Consider the following 16334-nt stretch of genomic DNA (forward strand, 5'->3'; position numbering starts at 1 on the left):
AAAATGCAAATAGGTTTAGAATTGTGGTTTGGCTGGTGGTGGAGTAATGAAAATGGCGATCGCATTATGTACAGGAGCAATTTCTGTTATAGGACGATTGAGAATTTCACCACCTAAAAACAAGCTCGAAGAACTACCACCATCAAGATTAAGTGCATCAACTGCTCCCATCTTTTTGAGAACTTCCGCAGTTTGCAAGAGATTAGGAGCAACGCCTTCAGGTGCAGCTTGAACAGTAGCAAGGATTAGTTTACCTTTCTCTTTCGTAGTAGCGATCGCACTGCGATTAGCAGCTTGAGTATCAAATCCTGATTGAAATTGTTCTACTTTGCCATCTAAGGATAGACTCCCATTTTTAAGTAGTAGTGGACCTGCGCCAATTAAGTTAGGGAAATTCGCAAACTTATCAGGAATGAAAGCCTGACGACCACGGACAGTCATGCCAACAGGTAATTGTTTAGCCGCGTCAGGGGTTTGTCTTGCTACTAAAATATAGCCATCACTGGGTATAGTGATTTGACCCACACCCACTGCACCGCCTTGATATTGAGCCACGACGCGATCGCCCCGAACTACAATTAAAAGTTCGTTTTCGGTGAGTGGTGAATATACACTTCCCCAATTGGGCGTATAACGAGCTATGCCTCGTTGGACATAGCCACTATTGAGATTAGTCAGCGCAATCGTGATTTGACTTGCGGTACTGATTTCTTCTTTGAAATTTAGGCGATCAATCAGCGTTTCACCCTTCTCATTCCAAGCGATCGCCCCTCTCACTAGCGCTGTTCCTGCTAACCAACGATTTCCTTCACGAATTGCGCCAACGGGTAACTTCCGAATCCGATTAAAAAATCCGCCATTAATCGCCCCTACCGCTTGCGCCTGTTGCACCATTTGCGGCAGAGGCATCAAACCTAAGATTCCGTTAGGAGAACCATCGGGATTACTCCAGATAGCGCGTAATTTTAATTGTGGAGATTTCAAGTCAACTTCTAGAGCCGTCACCGCAAACTTAATTGTTTTCGGATCTTTATCAGTCTTTGGTTTATTGGGAATTTCCACCACTCGTTCAATTCTTCGTAATCCTTCCGCCCATTGCACAGTTAAACTTGGTGGTACATAGTCACGACGTAAATCGATCACAATCTTAGGGGTCGGACTACTGAGCATCTCGATCGCAGGATTAATCGGCGCACTCGTTTGAATCTGAATCTGGGTTAATTTGCCCTGTGGCTGCACATTAACCGACTTGACTAAATTACCTGCGATCGCATTTGTGCCAATGGGCAATTCAGCCGCCACCTCAGCCGAGACAATTACATTAACCACATTTCCCTGTTGACTAACTCGCCAAGGAGTACGGCGATTCAGATCGATCACAAGGCGATCGCCCCAAGGCTGTTTGCTGCGACGCACAGCTTGCATAGTCGCATCAGGAGTATAAATATTCAGAGAATTGCCTGCAATTTCTGTCCGCCATTGCTCAGCGAAAGGCGCAAGATCGAGATAGCGAAATCGACCTGTACTATCAAAGGCAACTCGCGAAAATGTGGGACTCGAAAACCACCGCAATCTTTGGCGATCGGCTTTCTCCGAATCCAGCATCTGCACGCCTAAGCCACCTGTTAGCCAATCTTCCTGCACGTATAAGCTTTGTTGCCCTTGCTCCACTCTTCTGATCCAACGTCCTGACCAAGGCTGTCCATTTAATTGAATTACACTTCCACTATCGGGTATGGTTGCCGAAGGTGCGCTGTCAGCAATCAAGATTTGGCAGCTAACGGCAGCAAGAAAGGGAATTAGCGTTTTATGGTATGTCATTTTCATGATGGGCTTAAGGCGCAGGATTGAAATAACGAGCATGAATTTGGTCAATTTCTGCCAAAATCTCCGCACTTAACTGAATATTAACACTGTCGATATTTTCCTTGAGTTGTTCCATTGTCGTCGCGCCAATGATCGTACTTGCCACAAACCAACGACTTCGTACAAAGGCTAGTGCTAATTGGGTTGGCGATAAATCATATTTTTGGGCGATCGCCGCATATTCTGTCGTAGCTGCTTTGACATTAACTTTGCTATAGCGCTGCCCAAAGTTTGGGAATAGCGTTATCCGAGTATTAGATACTGAACCTTGAACATACTTACCCGATAAATGTCCAAAGGCAAGTGGACTATAGGCAAGCAAACTTACCTGTTCACGATAACAAGCTTCCGCAAGGTGACTATCAAAGGTACGGTTGAGCAAACTATAGGCATTTTGAATTGAGACAAGCTTGGGTAGACCTAGCTGCTTTGCAGTATGACTAAATTCGCAAACACCCCATGTAGTTTCATTGCTGACTCCTAAATGGCGGATTTTACCAGCTTGAATTAATTCGGCAAAGGTTTTTAGTTGTTCAGCGATACTAACCATTTCTCGCTCTTGCATAGGCTCAAAACCCACTTGTCCAAACATCGGTACATTGCGATCAGGCCAGTGAATTTGATATAGATCGATATAGTCAGTTTGCAATCGCTTGAGGCTGTCATCAACCGCTTGCAAAATATTTTTGCGACTGAGAGCCGCGATCGAGTCATCTCGCAGCCATTTGTAATTACGACCTGTGCCAATAATTTTGGTAGCAATAATTAATTGATCGCGTTTTTGCTTGACCGGTGGTTGTGCTAACCATTCACCAATATATTGCTCAGTTCTACCCTGTGTCGCTGCATTTGGCGGTACTGGATACATCTCGGCAGTATCAATAAAATTGATCCCCTGTGCGATCGCGTAATCTAGTTGCTCATGGGCTTCAGCGATCGTGTTTTGTTGCCCATAGGTCATTGTTCCTAGGCAAATTTCGGACACCAAGAGTTCACTTGTACCTAGTCTCTTATATTCCATGTTGAATGCACATATACCGCAAACATAACAATACCATCGCATAAAGAAGAAAGGCTCGCTAAGCGAGCCTTTCTTCTTTATTAAATTAAGCGTTCTTTTTCAGGATTTCTACTTTATCTAGACGTTCCCAAGGGAGGTCTAAATCATTGCGTCCCATGTGACCATAGGCTGCCACATCTTGATAAAAACGACCCTTGCGATCGCTTGGTAAATTTTGTAAATCAAAATTCTTAATAATCGCCGCAGGACGCAAATCAAAATGATCCTTAACTAAGCGGAGTAAAGTTTCCTCGTCAACCTTGCCAGTGCCGAAGGTATCGATGTGCATACTGGTAGGACGCGCCACACCGATCGCATAGCTGATTTGTAACTCGCACTTACTTGCTAAACCAGCCGCCACAATATTTTTAGCAGCATGACGGGCTGCATAGGCAGCACTGCGATCTACTTTTGTGGGATCTTTGCCCGAAAAAGCACCGCCACCATGACGAGCATAGCCGCCGTAGGTATCAACGATAATTTTGCGTCCTGTTAGACCAGAGTCACCCTGTGGTCCACCAATTACAAATTTGCCTGTGGGGTTAACCAGATAACGAGTATGGTCATTAGGCTTGACTGAAGTATCCGCAAAGCTAGGCAAAACTACATGTGTCCAGAGATCATCTTTGATCTTTTCCTGTACTTTGGCTTCATCGCTAATGCCATCGATCGCCGCATCATGCTGTGTCGAGATCAGGATCGTATCGATCGCCACAGGCTTATCACCTTCATAAACCACGGTGACTTGAGTTTTGCCATCAGGACGCAAATAAGCCAAAGTGCCATTTTTACGAACCACAGATAACTGACGGGCTAAGCGGTGGGCGATCGCGATCGGCATGGGCATAAACTCAGGCGTTTCATCGCAGGCAAACCCAAACATAATTCCTTGGTCACCAGCGCCAACTGCTTCGAGGGCTGCATCTTCTTCTGCACCAGTGCGGGCTTCAAGCGCTACATTCACCCCTTGAGCAATGTCGGGAGACTGTTCATCAAGCGCGACCATCACCGCACAGCTATTTGCTGAAAAGCCATTATCAGCATCTATATAACCAATTTCCGCAATTTTTTTACGAGCAATATCGACGTAGTTGACATGCGCTTTAGTTGTGATTTCCCCTGTGATCAAGACTAGACCCGTGTTAACTACAACCTCGGCAGCGACACGCGATCGCGGATCTTGAGCCAATAAGGTATCGAGAATCGTATCGGAAATTTGATCACAAATTTTATCAGGGTGACCTTCCGTAACTGATTCAGATGTAAATAAGAAGCGACTAGCCAACTATGTTTCCTCCTAAACGCAAGAAGTAATAAGGCAAAATTTTTGTATCTCTTAAGATTTATCCATCATAGTACAAGGCGTTAAATGAAAACTCAAAAATGGGATGCGGCGCTTAGCGCCGCATCCCATTTTTGAGTTTTCATTTGAAAATGTGGCTGTGTATAGGTATAGTCTGATTAATCTAATTTAAGGACGCGCAGTAAAATAAAGAACCAATTGTTTGTGACGCGGCGAAGCCGTGCCACAAACAATTGGTTCTTTATTAAATCGCAAGACCCTTACTACTATTGATTGCCAAAATCACAAAGTTGTCTAAACCTATGGAGGCAAATAACTTGAAATTTCAAACTACTGCTCAAGAAGCCTGTTATGAAAAAGTAGTAACGTGGATGCAAGAGATATTTAGCAAATGTCCCTGCGCTCGCCAAGATATTCCAGGATTAGGCATTTTTATGGGATCGGCGCTAGTGGAGGTGTTAATTTTTCCTTGGGATGAAGATGACGCAATTATTAATACGCGATCCTATGTAGTAGTCGGAGCAGAATTAAAGCCAGACTTAATGCGATATTTACTTGAAGAAAATGCCAAGATGATTTTTGGAGCCTTTGGGATATCTCCAGATAGTGAAATTCTTTTTGAGCATTCAATTGTTGGCTCGACTTGTGACATGAAAGAGCTAGAGTCTTCAGTTAGAGCGGTGATGGAAATTGCTGACGAATATGACGATAAAATTGTTGATCGCTGGGGTGGTAAACGCGCCTTAGATCGTATTCATGCAGGTACATTATCAAATAATGGTTGGTCATTATAAAAAACAAAGAAGACACTTAGCGTCCCCTTTGTTTTTTATGAGAGCGCAAAGCGCTATATTCTAGGTAACTGCCATTTAGCAAAGTCCTATGCCTCAAACGATCGCCGATATTAATGCCAAAATCAAAACTGGTAAGGCTAAAGTCCTCACTGCTACCGAACTGAAAGCCCTTGTCGCTGATATCGGTGTCACTCAAGCTGCTAAAAAAGTTGATGTGATCGTTACAGGCACATTTGAGCCGATGGAGTCATCGGGGGCAATTCTGAACTTAGGACATACCGATCCACCAATTAAGATTCGCACTTGTTGGATCGACGGTGTACCAGCCTATGCAGGATTTGGGGCTGTCGATATTTATTTAGGGGCAACCCAAGAGGCTGATCCTACCGATGAAGCACCACAATATCGTGGTGGTGGGCATGTAATTGCAGATTTGATCGCAGGGAAGACGGTGAGCTTTAAAGCGATCGGGCATCCTAATGATTGCTATCCTCGCGCCAATTTTGAAACAACGATTACCAAAGAATCTATCAACCAGTTCTATCTATTTAATCCTCGCAATCTCTATCAGAATTTTATTGTCGGTGTGAATGGAGGCGAAGAAACACTCTATACTTATTTAGGACCACTGCAACCCCGTTTAGGAAATGCTGTTTACTCCAATCCTGGGGCAATTTCACCCCTATGGAATGATCCTGATTTGCAATTAATTGGGATTGGTACACGCATTTTCATGGGCGGAGGGATTGGCTATGTGGCATGGGAAGGAACACAGCATTTCCCATTGCAAAAGCGTTTAGAAAATCGGACTCCGATTGGACCTGCAGCAACGCTTGCTCTGATTGGTGATGCTAAGCAAATGAATTCTGAATGGGTGCGTGGCTGTTATTTCCGTAATTATGGTGCATCTTTGATGATGGGAGTTGCGGTTCCTCTTCCTGCGATTAACGAAGAAGTTGTAGCAAGAGCCGCCGTACTAGATGAAGAATTAGTTGCACCTGTGATTGACTTCTCAATTCCGAGGCGAGTACGCCCGATTTTTGGTTCGGTTTCCTATGCTCAACTCAAGTCTGGCAAGATCACGATCGCTGGTTCAACGGTTCGCACAGCACCTCTGGCAAGCCTACATTTATCAGAAGAAGCAGCTAAAACTCTGAAGGATTGGATTGTAAAAGGAGAATTTACGCTGACTGAACCTGTGGCGATGTTGCCAAGCGATCGCGCGTTTTTACCGCAAGATGTACGTGGGTTTTAGCCTATAGCAATGCTCGAATTAGTTTGAAAAAATCAAAACCCAAAAGAGAATGACGGTGCGAAGCACCGTCATTCTCTTTTGGGTTTTATGTCCTGTGCTTTGGTGTAATTTACAGCAATTTATCGATCGCTAAAAGTGTGTGTAATAGAACATTCGCTCCCTGAGCGCATTGTTCAGGAGAAGTATATTCATCTTGAGAATGGCTAATACCATCACGACTTGGTACAAAAATCATCGCCATATCGGTAAAGCGACCAATCTCTTGTGCGTCATGCCCTGCACGACTAGGTAGATAGTCATAACTAAGTTTGAGTTCTTGACAAACATTGGCGATCGCTTCCATCAGATCAGGTTTCGCTGGAGTTGGCAGCACATGAAGTTTCTGCTCAATGCTAATTTCTGTACCTGTGCTTTGGGCGATCGCCTTACATTCTTTTTCGATCTGTGCGATTAAATATAGAAGATTTTCTTCGGAGAGGTCACGCAAATCGATACTCATATCCACTCGCGCAGGCACAACATTAGTAGCATTAGGCGACACTGTCAGATGTCCCACTGTTGCTACTTGTTCACCTTCCGTTTCTACACCGAGACGATTGATGGCGAGTACGAGTTGAGAAGCCGCCACAAGAGCATCTTTTCGCATATGCATCGGTGTTGTCCCTGCATGATTTGGGCGACCGATAATTGTCACCATGAAGCGATATTGACCGACAATCCCTGTCACCACACCAATTTGTTTATCTAATGCTTCAAGTACACCACCCTGCTCCACATGGAGTTCAATAAAAGCGGCGATCTCATGGCGATCACGTTTAGCGGTATGCAGCTTTTCCCAATCACCACCAACATTTTTTAAGCAATCTTGAATTGAAGTGCCATCTTTGCGGCGGTAACGTTCAGGATCGGTAGGTGCATTGCCTGCGATCGCTTTACAGCCAATCACACTATTTTCTTCGTCTGAAAAAACTATTACTTCAAAGGGATGACGCAACCGCACCTGATTTTCCTGTAACACTCGCGCCACTTCGACTCCCGCCAAAACGCCCAAGCACCCGTCGTAGCGTCCTCCAACGGGTACGGTATCGATGTGAGAGCCTGTCGCCAAAGCTGCTTTTGATTCTTCTGTTCCTGCATAAGTACCAATAATGTTTCCAACTGCGTCACTACGCACGGACATACCAGCTTCTTGCATCCAAGATGTAACTAATGCACGGGCTTGAATGTCTTCTTTTGAAAAAGCGAGCCGACATACCCCACCATTGGGCAGTTTGCCAATTTTGGCAAGTTCAGTAAGACTGCGATCAAGACGATCGCAATTGATCGCCAGTTTGGGGAGTAGCGCTATCATGACTCAGATTATTCCTTGAAGATATGTTAAGTACTAGACTATGAATACAATATACTGTATACACATATTTATGATTAATACATGCGTTATTTATAAGTAGTTGGACATCATTAAAAACCAGAGTCAAGATCTGTGGCGCAGGCACAGCCTGCGCCACAGATCTTGAGGCTTTATATTTAATTTTGCCTAGCTACTTAGCAACTAAAATGTATTGAAAAATTGAGGAACAAAGGGCTTAAGCCCTTTGTCTGTTAGAGATCAGTGATGGTCGCTATGATCCAAGCTTTAAGGTGCAACCTCTAAAGCAAATAAAATAAAAATTTCATAATTTCTGCTGATCTGTTTATAGTCAAAATCATAGAAAATTACTCATACAGATTTTAGGAGATTTCTGATTGTTGCTCTCTTCACCTCGTCCCATCCAGCGTTCGCAATCGTTACGTGAGCAAACCTATCAGGTTTTGCGCTCAGCTATCTTGTCAGGGGAATTTTTAGCTGGCTCACGTTTAGTAGAAACCCAAATTGCCGAAAAATTGCAAGTTAGCCGTACACCAATTCGTGAAGCCTTACAACAGTTGCAACAAGAACAGCTTGTCGTTGCTGATGAAAATGGTAACTTGCGCGTGGTTAGTTTTTCAACGGCTGATGCCAAACATCTCTACCGTTGTCGCTTGGTGCTAGAGCAAGAATCAGTGCTAGAAGCTTGCAAAAATGCCACTACGGAGCAGTTGGCTAAAATCGAGTTGGCAGTTCAACAAGCAGAAAAAGCGATCGCCCAGCAACCAAATCAACTGACTAGCTACCAACTACTACATATCGATTATCAATTTCATCGGGCGATCGCGGAATGTTCGGGTAATCCTTGGTTAGCACTTTTGCTGGATCAGCTATTTGACAAGATGGCTTTATTGCGGATGCAGACGGTGCAGCAAAATCTCAAGGTTTTAGAGATCCGTTCAGAGCATCGACAAATTTATGATGCGATCATGCAGCGTGATCATAAAAAAGCATTGGAGGCGCTCACCAATCATTTAATGTCCAGTCAAGCCAGAGTTATTCTCGAAATCGAGCAATTACAAAGTCAACAGAGCTAATCAACAAGCTAATTAACAGAGCTAAAGCTATGACCCAAACTTTATCGCCAAGAACTATCCTTCCAGTGACAACCTTCGAGGCTTTTATTGATTGGCTTCCTGAAAATTCTGGAGTACGGTACGAGTTACATAATGGAAATATTACGGAAATGCCCCAACCCGTAGGAGAACATGAAGAAGCTAAAGGCTTTTTAAATGTAGAAGTTGCCTTTGAAATTAAGCGACTGGGATTGCCTTACGGTATTCCCAGTCAAACTTTGGTCAGCCCCGAAGGCAAAGATTCGGGCTACTTACCAGATGTATTAGTGATAAATCGCAACAATCTAGTTAATGAAAAATTATGGAAAAAAGAATCTGTTATCAGTAATGGTGCGTCCATACCTCTAGTAATTGAAATTGTTTCAACCAATTGGCGAGATGATTACTATTTAAAATTTGCTGATTATGAGGAAATGGGAATTCCTGAGTATTGGATTGTTGACTATGCGGCTTTAGGTGGACGGAAATTTATTGGTAATCCCAAATTACCAACCATCTCTGTTTGTAATTTAGTAGATGGCGAATATCAGGTTAGTCAGTTTCGTGATGCTGAGCGTATTATTTCCCAAGCTTTCCCCGAATTAAATCTCACCGCTAATCAGATTTTTCAAGCTTCAAGCTCAACTGTATTGGATATCCTTTGAATTTGTAACTAAAACAAAATGACACAAACAACCGCACCACCATTGACTTTGTACGAACGCGATCTTGATTTGTGGTTAGAGATGGCGATCGTCCAGTTGAAAGCAGGTGATTTTCATAATTTGGATGTTGAAAACTTAATAGAGGAGTTAGAGGGGTTGTCAGGTAGTAACAAGCGTGAGATTGAGAGTAGGCTAATTAGATTAATTGAGCATATTCTTAAACGCTGCTATGTCAATATGCCTGACTGTTATAGAGGATGGGAAGTCACGATTATTAACCAGCGTGACAAACTTAGAAGACTTCTAAGACAGTCTCTAAGTCTCAAACGTCATTTCTTACAGTCCTTTGATGAGTCATTTGATACCGCTTTAGAACTGGTAAGGACTGAATATGATCAGATTACTTTCCCTGATACATGGCAGTTTAGTTCGGAGATCGAAATGATGTTAACTGTTAAATTTTGGGAATAGCGATCGCTGTCATTAAAAGCACTACAGAAAGCCGAATTTTGTGATTTGAGTAATTAGTACTAGAATCTTTTAAGCTTAAGTAAGCTTGAGATACTGTTCGTTACAAATCAATGGATGGGGCAATGGACGAGTTAAGCAATGTTCTAACACTGGCGACTGATGAGGAGTTATATCAAATTGCCGATATCCTCTTTCGGCGCAAGTTCAATCCCCTTGACTATTTTGCCACTCCGCCAGTTAAGGAATTACAAAGCTGGGATCGCGATGAACTGATTGAGGCGATCGCTAAGCGTTTTCGATTTCTGGCTGCCGATGGTTTAACGGTTTTACGCCGCAAAACGAGTAATGTCAGCTATCGCGAAGTCCTAGAACGAGTATGTCAGCACTTAAACATCAAATATTCCAAAAATCAAACTATTGAAGAGATCGAATCAGAATTATTTCTGAATTTAATTAGTAACTCTTGGAAAAAACTTTCGCCTCAAGAGCGATCGAGCATTGATGATTCGATGCAAACAGCGCTTAGTGAGTCAGACTTACAAAAGTCTCTGCCCCTTGATGCTCAGCGTAACCCGATGAGTTTGCTAGTCAAAGGTGGCAGTGCGATCGCCGTTAGTACAGTGATTCGTTCGGCAGTACTAACGGCGATCGCTCGACAGATGGCTTGGCATTTTGCGTCTTACCAAGTTGGTTATGAGGTGCTTAAGGCTGGAGGCACAGCGATCGCCACAAGATTAAACGCCTATGTGTCAACATATTTAGCAAAACGCGGCATGGCTGTGGCGGCGACGCAATACACGGCGGCGCGGACTGTATTTTCAGTGATTACGCCTGCGCTTTGGGGTTTGTTTTTTGCGGATCTAGGCTGGCGGGCGATCGCCACTAATTACGGACGGATTATTCCTGCCATCTTCATCGTTGCCCAAATAAGATTACTAAGAATGTCTTAAACAAAAAGAAACGCGCTTAGCACGTTTCTTTTTGTTTAAGACTACAATAGAGGATATGTTACGGATTGTTAAGAGAAATCCTGTATGACCCTCACTTCACCTCAAAGCATCCAAATTCCTACTTCATCTCTCTCTCAGAGCAAGATTTCTGCTTGGAATCGCATCGAAGAACCCATGTGGCAAGGTAGCGAAGATGATATCCGTAAAGGTTTACCATTTAATCTACTGTCTCCCACTTGGCAAATGTTCTTGATGGGCGATGGAGCACCAACCAGACATTTGCAGCTATTGACTCAATCGGATATTTCGGTTGAAGTGCTTGCGATGACGAATATTGGGGACGATGATGATAATGCGCCTTCGGATATTTCATTGATTGCATCGCCACGGATTCGCCGCCAAATCTTTTTGCGATCGCAGCAAACGGGTGAAATCTTCTCCCATGCGACATCATGGTGGTCAGAAGTGGCGATGCAAAAATATTTAAAAGATCCATCTCTGCCAATTTGGGTTAGCCTCAACCAAAAGTACACTGAGCTTTATCGCGATCTCAAGGGTATTTATAAGGGGGCTTGTCCTAATTTGGCGACAGCATTTGGCTATCCTGAGGTTGATACCTATTGGGCTAGACATTATTTGTTATGGCATGGTGGCGAACCGATCACCATGCTCTATGAAATTTATTCACCAGCGATCGGTAAATATCTCGGCTCCAGTAGCCTTTAAGAATAAACCACGCGCAAAGCTTGGTTTATTCTTAAAGCAATTACTCATCAAACGAACCACAAGAAAATTTTTAAAAGCGTTGCGAAGCAACGCTTTTAAAAATTTTCTTGGTTTGGATTTGAGCGCAAAGCGCTGTTATAATCGCAGTCTGTAGCGACTCGGTGACTGCATTGATTGCCATTTATCCAGGTAGTTTCGATCCGATTACCTTTGGGCATCTTGATATTATTAAACGCGGCAGTCATCTGTTCGATCGCGTGATTGTTGCCGTTTTACGCAATCCTAATAAAAATCCTCTATTTACAATGGAGGAGCGGATGACTCAGATCCGTGAAGCGACGCAGCACTTAAATAATGTGGATGTTGATACCTTTACGGGATTAACTGTTACCTATGCTCATCTCAAGCAAGCACAGGTTTTAATTAGAGGATTACGCGCAGTTTCTGATTTTGAGTTGGAATTGCAAATGGCGCATACCAATAAGACTTTGGCAAATGATATCGAGACAGTTTTTTTATCTACTTCTAACGAATATAGTTTTTTGAGTAGTAGCGTAGTGCGTGAAATTGCCCGTTTTGGCGGTGAAATTGGACATTTAGTCACGCCAGAAGTAGCGATCGCCTTAAGACAAAAATTCCAACACATCTCAACATAAACTACCGAATCCCAAAGAGAATAGCGGCGCTTTGCGCCACCATTTTCTTTGGGGTTTAATATTTAATTGCGCTTGGCTACTTATTAAATTTTTTTAAATTTTAACTTTCTCAGATGTAGTGAATATGAGGTTAAACTGTTATATGGGTGGGAATTTGCTCAAGTAGCGTTGTATATAAGTACAGAGAAGTTACATCTTTATTTCATCACTCCTAGAATCAAATGAATTTTTGAGAATTTTTAGCTATGCCCACTAATCCTAAGGCAATTTGCTTGGAAGAAATTCTGAATCGCATTACTAACCTATCTGTGCAGATTCATAATTCTCCCAATTTAACCGATATGTTGAATGTTACTGTTCAACATACTAGGGAGATATTAGATTGCGATCGCGTCTTGATCTATCAGTTTTTGCCAGATGATGATGGGGTGGTGATGGCTGAGTCCGTGAGCGAGCCTTGGACAGCAGTATTAGGGGAATTAATCTGCGATCCTTGTTTTCCCACTCAATATGCCAAGCTTTATCAAGAAGGTCGATTTAGTGTCATTGAAGATACACATACTCAATCCATAGAACCATGCTATGCCGATTTGCTCACGAGGATGCAAGTAAGGGCTAATCTGGTGATGCCAATTTTGGTCGGGTCGCAATCATCAGTGGATCTATTTGGTTTGCTAGTTATTCATCAATGCGATCGCCCCCGTCCTTGGCAAGCTCAAGAAATTAGCCTATTAAAAAACATTACAACTCAATTGGGGATAGCACTTCGGCATCTTCCCAAATTGCAACCAACAAAATTTCCTCAAGACTCGAAAATGTCTTGGCAAACTTCTTTACCATCATCTTCTCAGCCAACAGCAGCTTATCAACAGATTGAGCGAGAACTAATCTGGAAAGAATTGTTATTACAAGCTATGTCCGACGTATCGCCACTGGCTTTTTTTGTGGTTGATAATCGCACTGATAATATTCTGTATTTTAATCATCGTTTTTGTGAGATTTGGGGAATTGAACATTTAGAAGAGAGAATGCTACGAGGGGAACTAGAAAACAACGACATTATTCCCGATTGTATCCCCCTAATTGCTGACCTGTCAGCTTTTATCGCATCCTGCAAACCTTTGCAAAGTGAAGAAAATCGTGTGGTTGTTGAAGATGAAATTAACTTCAATGACCAGCGCATCATCCGCCGTTTTTCTAGTCAAATTCGCGATCGCCAAGATCGATATTTTGGACGATTGTATATATTTGAAGATATTACAGAAAGGAAGCAAATAGAAAATGAACTCAAAGTCAATGAAATCAGACAACGCGCAATTCTTGAAGCCATACCTGATTTGCTATTACGAGTCGGGCGGGATGGTTCATGTTTAGATTTCATTGTCCCTTCTAATGGGAAAGCAAATCCGTTTGTTCCAATTGGACAGAATATATCTGAAGTTTTACCACCTGATTGTCTCCAGATGCAACTCGAAGCAATCAAACAAGCGATCGCTACTAAGCAATTACAAGTACACAAGCATCAATTTTTTAAGTTTGGCAAACTTGCCCATGAAGAAGTGCGTGTTGTAGCGCTTAACGACAATGAAGCTCTAGTAATTGTGCGGGATATTACATCGCAGGTGCAATCGGAGCAACGATTAGAACAAATTTCCCATAACGTTCCTGGAGTGATTTATCAATATCGACTCCGTCCTGATGGCAGTTCGCATTTTCCCTATGCTAGTCAGGGCATTCACGATATTTATGACGTTTCTCCTGAAGATGTGAATCAAGATGACTCTATAATTTTTGATCGCCTCCATCCCGAAGATCTAGAACATGTGGTGCAGACGATCACTGAGTCAGCCCAAAATCTGACGATATGGGAATGTGAATATCGAGTGTGTTTTGCCGATGGACGGATTATCTGGGTTTCGGGACATGCAACACCACAACGTGAACCCGATGGCAGTATTCTCTGGCATGGATACATTAAGGAAATCACACAACGCAAACAAACCGAAATTGCATTAAGAGAGAGTGAAGCAAAATTGCGTGAGTCCTATGCGGAGCAGAACGCCCTATTTGCGGCTCTGACTGATGTTGTGCTAATCCGTAATGCCGAAGGAAAGTGCCTCAAAATTGTACCTACGAACATTAACAACTTACTGGGAACTCCCGAAGAAATCCTAAGTAAGCCAATCTATGAAGAACTTCCTCAGCCAGCAGCTAGCATTATTGCTAGTGCTATTAAGGAAGCTTTAGACACTCAGAAAATTGTCAGTTGTGATTACTGTTTAGAGATTCATGGGAAAGAAGTTTGGTTTGCCGCTAACATCTCACCTATAGCCGAACATAAGGTGATTCAGATTTCGAGAGATATTACCGATCGCAAGCAAATTGAGATGACTCTAGCTCTAGCCAAAGAAACCGCAGAGTTAGCCACTAGATCTAAGAGTGAATTCTTGGCTAATATGAGTCACGAAATTCGTACTCCCATGAATGGAGTGATTGGCATGACCGAATTGCTCTCCTTAACACCTCTGTCTGAAGAACAGCGCGACTATGTACAAACAATTCGTGACAGTGGCGATATACTGCTAGCAGTTATTAATGACATTCTGGATTTTTCTAAAATTGAGGCAGGGAAATTAGAACTAGAAAATCGTCCCTTTATACTAGCGGATGCGGTGAAATCAGTTTTCCAGATTTTAAGTAATCAAGCTTTTAATCAAGAAACCACAATCAACTATGTGATCGCCTCCGATGTTCCGCCTTATATCGTTGGAGATATTGCTAGAGTCAATCAAATTCTGATTAATTTACTTGGTAATGCTGTCAAGTTTACCAAGCAAGGAAAAGTCCTATTATCAGTCAGATGTTTAAGCTCTTCTGGGTTACCTGCTCAACTACTATTCTCCATTAAAGATACAGGTGTTGGTATATCCAGCGATCGCATTAATATACTATTTCAACCCTTTGCCCAAGCCGATGCTTCGATCAGTCGTAAATATGGCGGTACTGGACTGGGATTGGCAATCTGTAAATATTTAGTCAAGTTTATGGGAGGTTCTATTTGGGTAGAGAGCAAAGGTTCAGTAGCTGGTGAACCACCCTTAGGCTGGCAAGTTGTGACAGATCCAGAAACTCAAGGTACGACGTTCTATTTTACGATCGCTTTACCTAATTATGCATCTGATGCGATCGACACGAAGAATCTTGCTGCGGGGAATGCTAACGATCATCAGGTTTTGATGGCTGAGCAATTTCCTCTGCATATCTTAATCGTCGAAGATAATGAGTTAAATCAAAAAATTGCTTCCCTCTACTTAAAAAAGTTTGGATATCTCGTAGATATCGCCAATAATGGTGTAGAAGCTCTAAGCATGATGTCTAATCAAACTTATGATCTACTATTAATGGATATGCAAATGCCTGAGATGGATGGATTAACGACGACTAGATTGATTCGTCAAGACCTCAACATCCAGTCTCAACCGCAGATTGTTGCCATGACTGCTAATGTGATGCCAGAAGATATTCAAGCCTGTTTAGATGCGGGGATGAATGATTATATTAGCAAACCAATTCGGACTGAAGAACTTGTGCGAATACTCATGGGATTTCAAACATAGTGGGTTTCGTTTTGCCGTAGGCAAAACGGTTACTCCCTTCCCAGTGAAAGAATAGACGTTGCGGCGCTTCGCGCCGCAACGTCTATTCTTGGTTTTATATGTCTATTTCTTCGGTGGGAAAGGAGTAATATCACAAGCTATAGCGATCCTAAATGAGTTGTAAGATTTGAAGGGTTGTGAGAGCGTGCCCAGAAGGGGCGCACTCTCACAACCCATTTAGGATTGCTATATATAGAGTTTACGGTAGTTTAAGGCGATTTTATTAGCTCTAACATCTGTTAAGACTTTTAATAAAGCCAATCGAAGCGATCTCGATCGCCCTGCATAGTCCTATCCTTTACCTGTAGGGAGAACCGCACTTAAAAAGTGGGGTTCTCCTGCTCCTCATAGCTTTGTAGCTATTTCATAATAAAACTGTGAACGAAAGCGAAGTACAAAACATCAAATTCTTCATCTACTTCCTAACGTTCATTGTTAACTCATTGTTGTTTTGAAATAGCTCAAGGTG

Annotated in this window: 13 protein-coding genes; 9 read left to right on the top strand and 4 right to left on the bottom strand. The window is 42.7% G+C overall.

The genetic code is table 11. The annotated features are described in order from the left end of the window. Positions 1-15: 15 nt before the first annotated feature. The 3 genes from B9G53_RS19580 to metK all read right to left on the bottom strand — a co-directional run bounded on the left by B9G53_RS19580 (position 16) and on the right by metK (position 4211). Complete coding sequence (locus B9G53_RS19580) at positions 16-1863, bottom strand: phosphodiester glycosidase family protein (protein ID WP_254923741.1); 1848 nt, start codon at positions 1861-1863, stop codon at positions 16-18. Next, positions 1835-2887: an NADP(H)-dependent aldo-keto reductase gene (locus B9G53_RS19585; protein ID WP_094535147.1), complete on the bottom strand. Its 1053-nt coding sequence runs from the start codon at positions 2885-2887 to the stop codon at positions 1835-1837. The genes B9G53_RS19580 and B9G53_RS19585 overlap by 29 nt, the downstream gene beginning before the upstream one ends. Before the next feature lie 85 nt (positions 2888-2972). Beyond that, on the bottom strand, positions 2973-4211 hold the full coding sequence (gene metK, locus B9G53_RS19590; RefSeq protein WP_094535148.1) for a methionine adenosyltransferase: 1239 nt from the start codon (positions 4209-4211) through the stop codon (positions 2973-2975). A 335-nt stretch (positions 4212-4546) separates the two neighbouring features. Between metK and B9G53_RS19595 the strand changes: the two genes are divergently transcribed. Both B9G53_RS19595 and B9G53_RS19600 read left to right on the top strand, forming a co-directional pair. Further along, entirely contained in the window at positions 4547-5023 is a 477-nt protein-coding gene (locus B9G53_RS19595; protein WP_094535181.1) for a YbjN domain-containing protein, read from the top strand. A gap of 88 nt (positions 5024-5111) precedes the next feature. Next, positions 5112-6278: a homocysteine biosynthesis protein gene (locus B9G53_RS19600; RefSeq protein ID WP_094535149.1), complete on the top strand. Its 1167-nt coding sequence runs from the start codon at positions 5112-5114 to the stop codon at positions 6276-6278. 109 nt (positions 6279-6387) lie between these two features. Here the strand turns inward: B9G53_RS19600 and B9G53_RS19605 are convergent, their stop codons facing one another. After that, positions 6388-7629 (bottom strand): Zn-dependent hydrolase, encoded by a 1242-nt coding sequence (locus tag B9G53_RS19605; protein ID WP_094535150.1) that lies wholly within the window; start codon positions 7627-7629, stop codon positions 6388-6390. Positions 7630-8024: 395 nt separating this feature from the next. Between B9G53_RS19605 and B9G53_RS19610 the strand changes: the two genes are divergently transcribed. The 7 genes from B9G53_RS19610 to B9G53_RS19640 all read left to right on the top strand — a co-directional run bounded on the left by B9G53_RS19610 (position 8025) and on the right by B9G53_RS19640 (position 15826). Beyond that, positions 8025-8723, top strand: a complete 699-nt coding sequence (locus B9G53_RS19610; protein WP_094535151.1) for a GntR family transcriptional regulator — start codon at positions 8025-8027, stop codon at positions 8721-8723. Positions 8724-8752: 29 nt separating this feature from the next. Further along, positions 8753-9406: a Uma2 family endonuclease gene (locus B9G53_RS19615; protein ID WP_094535152.1), complete on the top strand. Its 654-nt coding sequence runs from the start codon at positions 8753-8755 to the stop codon at positions 9404-9406. 18 nt (positions 9407-9424) lie between these two features. Then, positions 9425-9877, top strand: a complete 453-nt coding sequence (locus B9G53_RS19620; RefSeq protein WP_094535153.1) for a DUF29 domain-containing protein — start codon at positions 9425-9427, stop codon at positions 9875-9877. 122 nt (positions 9878-9999) lie between these two features. Further along, on the top strand, positions 10000-10827 hold the full coding sequence (locus B9G53_RS19625; protein WP_094535182.1) for a YaaW family protein: 828 nt from the start codon (positions 10000-10002) through the stop codon (positions 10825-10827). An 84-nt stretch (positions 10828-10911) separates the two neighbouring features. After that, positions 10912-11553, top strand: a complete 642-nt coding sequence (locus B9G53_RS19630) for a chorismate lyase (protein WP_094535154.1) — start codon at positions 10912-10914, stop codon at positions 11551-11553. Between the two features lie 170 nt (positions 11554-11723). Continuing rightward, a complete protein-coding gene (coaD, locus tag B9G53_RS19635) occupies positions 11724-12209 on the top strand; it encodes a pantetheine-phosphate adenylyltransferase (RefSeq protein ID WP_094535183.1) in 486 nt (161 codons plus the stop codon). Positions 12210-12454: 245 nt separating this feature from the next. Further along, the gene (locus B9G53_RS19640; RefSeq protein ID WP_094535155.1) at positions 12455-15826 is read left to right on the top strand and encodes a response regulator; all 3372 of its coding nucleotides are present in this window, start codon (positions 12455-12457) and stop codon (positions 15824-15826) included. The last annotated feature ends 508 nt before the right edge of the window (positions 15827-16334 follow it).

This window comes from Pseudanabaena sp. SR411 (assembly GCF_002251945.1).
Classification (GTDB): domain Bacteria; phylum Cyanobacteriota; class Cyanobacteriia; order Pseudanabaenales; family Pseudanabaenaceae; genus Pseudanabaena.

Bases quoted from the DNA above. Each gene is read 5' to 3' on its own strand.
- B9G53_RS19605 (WP_094535150.1), bottom strand. From the start codon at position 7,629: ATGATAGCGCTACTCCCCAAACTGGCGATCAATTGCGATCGTCTTGAT.
- B9G53_RS19620 (WP_094535153.1), top strand. From the start codon at position 9,425: ATGACACAAACAACCGCACCACCATTGACTTTGTACGAACGCGATCTT.
- B9G53_RS19615 (WP_094535152.1), top strand. From the start codon at position 8,753: ATGACCCAAACTTTATCGCCAAGAACTATCCTTCCAGTGACAACCTTC.
- B9G53_RS19640 (WP_094535155.1), top strand. From the start codon at position 12,455: ATGCCCACTAATCCTAAGGCAATTTGCTTGGAAGAAATTCTGAATCGC.
- B9G53_RS19625 (WP_094535182.1), top strand. From the start codon at position 10,000: ATGGACGAGTTAAGCAATGTTCTAACACTGGCGACTGATGAGGAGTTA.
- B9G53_RS19630 (WP_094535154.1), top strand. From the start codon at position 10,912: ATGACCCTCACTTCACCTCAAAGCATCCAAATTCCTACTTCATCTCTC.
- B9G53_RS19580 (WP_254923741.1), bottom strand. From the start codon at position 1,863: ATGCTCGTTATTTCAATCCTGCGCCTTAAGCCCATCATGAAAATGACA.
- B9G53_RS19585 (WP_094535147.1), bottom strand. From the start codon at position 2,887: ATGGAATATAAGAGACTAGGTACAAGTGAACTCTTGGTGTCCGAAATT.
- B9G53_RS19600 (WP_094535149.1), top strand. From the start codon at position 5,112: ATGCCTCAAACGATCGCCGATATTAATGCCAAAATCAAAACTGGTAAG.